At 53.0% G+C, this 3,991-nt stretch carries 1 protein-coding gene; it reads left to right on the forward strand.

Annotation, left to right across the window (positions count from 1 at the left end):
- A partial coding sequence (locus tag V4C51_RS17305) for a type I secretion C-terminal target domain-containing protein (protein ID WP_330927424.1) occupies positions 1 to 3,991 on the forward strand: 3,991 nt, incomplete at both ends.

Here is a 3,991-nt window from a genome sequence, read left to right on the forward strand (position 1 = left end):
CAGTGATCTGCAACTAACGGCTGTGGGTGATGACGTTCTGACCACTTTTGTGGCCGCTGACGATGATGGCACCGGCATTTACAGCCAGCTCTATGGCGATGATGGTGCAGTGCTCACTGATCCCATGCTGATTAATGACACATCAGCAGGCGATCAGTCCATGCCCGCTGTCACGGCGCTATCCGACGGCACCGTTAAAATCGTCTGGAGCTCCGATCACAGTGGCAACGACGATGTTTACAGCAAAACCCTGGCACTGGGCCATGTGGTGGGTGAAAGCGCTGAGCCAGGCACTCTTGTTGGCAAGGCCAGAGCCACTGACCCTGAGGGTGATGCCCTGACTTTCAGTTTGGTGGATGATGCCGGTGGCCGGTTTGCCATTGACCCCCAGACCGGTGAGATTACCGTAGCCGGGGCGCTGGATTATGCCGTGGCACCTAGCCATGCGCTGACGGTCCGGGTGACAGACTCATCAGGAAATGTTACGGACCAGGCCACCATTATTCGTGTGGCAGAGATTAACCACACGCCTGATGCTGAAGATAATAGTTTGACGATGCAAGGCAGTAGCAGCTATAGCTTTTCGGCAGATGACTTTCATTTTTCTGATGCGGATATGGCTGATAGCCTGCGGTCAGTCACCATTACCTCACTGCCAACCATCGGTACTCTCGCTCTTAATGGGGTGGCGGTAACAGCCAATCAAGTCATAGCCGCTGAGGATATTCCAAACCTTACTTTTACCACGCCATTTAGCCAGTCCGCTGGTAATGATCAGTTTGGGTTTACTGTCAGTGATGGAGCCGCTTCCAGTGCCATTCAAACCTTTACGCTGGACGTACAGGCAGTGAATGTCTCTGGCAACCTGCTAACCAATGCCAGCGCTGGCAGTTTCAACTCTGGCTGGAGTGTCCCTTCCGATGCTAACGCGTGGGGGTTCTCCAGTAACAGCCATGATGGTAATAGCAGAAGCTGGACAACTAGCAGTAATACCTTTGCCAAAAAGTCGCAAACGCTAGATTTGCTGGCTAAAGGTTTTGACCCTGATTATCTGGATACGGCACCTGATATTAATATCAGTGACTGGTTTAAAAACAATGGGGTTAGCAGCAATCAGTTTTATATGAAGGTTGAAATTCGCGACGCTGACCATAATGTCCTTGCCTCTTATGACTCAGGCGTTCTTAATTCCGGCAGCAGCTGGGGGGAAGAAAGCCATATTTTTCAGAACTATGGTGCTGGCGCTCGCTATATCTATTTTGAACATGGCGGTAATAATATTGGGTCATCGTCTGGGAATTACGGGACTATGATTGATGATTCAGAAATAGTCGTTGCGCTGGAATCAGGCTCAGATATGACGGGCACCGGAGGGAGTGAGATTCTGGTTGGAACCGCTAACAGCGATACCATCAAAGGGGAAGCGGGCAGTGATAAACTCCTCGGTAACGCCGGTGATGACCTGATCCAAGGGGGGGCCGGGGATGACACGTTGACCGGTGGCTCAGGGTCAGACACCTTTACCTGGATGACGGCGGATTTGGGCTCTGCGCAATCACCGGCTGAAGATGTGATCACCGACTTTCAGCTCGGCCAGGGAGGGGATGTGATCAATCTTAAAGATGTGATGCAAAATGGCAATCATTCGCCCGAACAACATCTTGCCCTGAGTTTCGAAAACGGCAATACCCTCCTTGAGATCAAACCCCAGGCAAATGGGGGCGTAACGCAGAGAATCAAACTGGAAGGGGTTGATTTGTCCTCATTGGGCAATTCAGACGCCGAAATCATCAACAACCTGATTTATCAGGGAAATCTTCAGCTCGAAGAAAACGAGGCGCCAGTGTTTGTCACCCAAAGCCTGTCACTTGATGGCACCGCCGGTGACTATGCTGAGATTGGTACGGTGAATGCTAATTCCGCGCGCCCTTTCCCAACCACGGCAACCACGGTTGAGATGTGGTTACAACCCGACATCGCGGGCAATAATGTACAAACCCCTTTCACTTATGAGGTAGGTTCTACCGATGCCTTGCAGGTCATCCTCAGGCCAGACCTTGGCAAGGCGGTCATCTGGATTGACCACGCTGGTTACGTCGTGGACGTGCCAGCGCTGTTTGATGGCGGTTGGCATCACCTCTCCTTTAGTTGGGACAGCGCTTCAGGCGAGCTGAAGATCTACCTCGATGGCCAGCTTGAAGATACCGGCACCCACAAGCAGGGTGACAGCATTGGCACCGGTGGTGGTCTGGTGCTCGGTCAAGAGGCGGACAGCCAGATGGGTGGCTACAATGGCAGCCAGGCATTCGCTGGGAAAATGCGTGATTTTCGGATATGGAATGACGTGAGGGATCAGGCCGAGATTGAGGCCAACATGGACAGCGGCGGGACTCTGGACGCTGAGGCCCAGGGCCTGGTCAGCCATTACCTGCTCAATGGTGATGCCAATGACCGGGGGCCTGGGGGTAATCATCTGACGGTTACCGGCGCCAGTTGGGTTGCTAGTGATGATCCTGCTGACAACGATCTGTACCAGATAATTGAGGACGCCCAGCAAGGCACAGAAGTGGGCAGGGCGCAGGTCACGGATGCCGATGGTGACGTCCTGACTTACAGCCTGGTGGATGATGCCGGTGGCCGGTTTGCCATTGATCCCCAGACCGGTGTGATTACCGTAGCCGGAGCACTGGATTATGCGGTGGCATCGAGCCATTCCGTGACGGTTCGGGTGACAGATTCATTAGGAGGCTATGCCGACCAGGTCACCACTATTAATGTCGCACAGCTTAACCAAACGCCTGATGCCGAAGATAATAGTTTGTTGATGCAAGGCAGCGGCAGCTACAGCTTTTCGGTGGATGACTTTCATTTTTCTGATGCTGATATGGCCGACAGCCTGCAGTCGGTAACCATTACCACACTGCCATCCACTGGCGCTCTGACGCTTAATGGTTCAGCAGTCACTGCCAATCAGGTCATAGCGGCTTCAGATATTCCCAACCTTACCTATACGGCGCCAGTTAGCGCATCGGCCGTTAGTGGTCAGTTTGAGTTTACTGTCAGCGATGGCAAGGCTTCCAGTTCAGTCCAAACCATTACGCTGGAAGTCCAACCATCAGGCTCAGGTCTGACTGGCACCACAGAGAGTGAAATTATCATTGGAACTGCCAGTAGCGACACCATTAAAGGGGAAGAGGGTAGCGATAAACTCCTTGGCAACGCTGGAGATGACCTGATCTACGGTGGTGCCGGGGATGACACCCTGACCGGTGGCTCAGGGTCAGACACCTTTGCCTGGACGGCGGCAGATTTGGGCTCCGCGCAATCACCGGCTGAAGATGTGATCACCGACTTTCAGGTGGGTCAGGGCGGGGACGTGATCGACCTGAGCGGTGTGATGCTCAGTAATGTTAATTCGCCGGAACAACATATCGCCCTGAGTTTTGAAAACGGCAATACCATCCTTGAAATCAAACCCCAGGCAAATGGCGACGTAACGCAGAGAATCAAACTGGAAGGGGTTGATCTGTCCTCATTGGGCAATACTGACGCTGACATCATAAATAATTTGCTAGGTACCAGAAATCTTCAGCTTGAAGAAAACGAAGCGCCAGTGTTTGAGTTGACACCTGACTCGTCTCTGGTGACTGTGCTCAACTTCGCTGAGGGCGATGGCAGCTCATCGGGCGATTTGACCGGGCAGGGGCATGATGCCAGCCTGGGCAATGGCGCGCAGTGGACGAACGAGGGCGTCAATCTCAACGGCACCGGTGGCAATTTGGGCGATCTTCAGTTTGGTGGGGACTTCACCCTCGCTACCACCTTCACCTACAACAGCCACCATGGCTGGGCGCGGATTGTCGACCTTGGCAATGGTTCTGCCTCGGATAATATCGTTATTGGCAGTCCCTCTTTAGGACGGATTGAAGCCCATGTTTTCCGGGGCAACAGCACCAAGGTAGTAGGCTTTGATAACTTCTATACCGTCGGT

Source organism: Candidatus Sororendozoicomonas aggregata, from assembly GCF_031528575.1.
Classification (GTDB): domain Bacteria; phylum Pseudomonadota; class Gammaproteobacteria; order Pseudomonadales; family Endozoicomonadaceae; genus Endonucleibacter; species Endonucleibacter aggregata.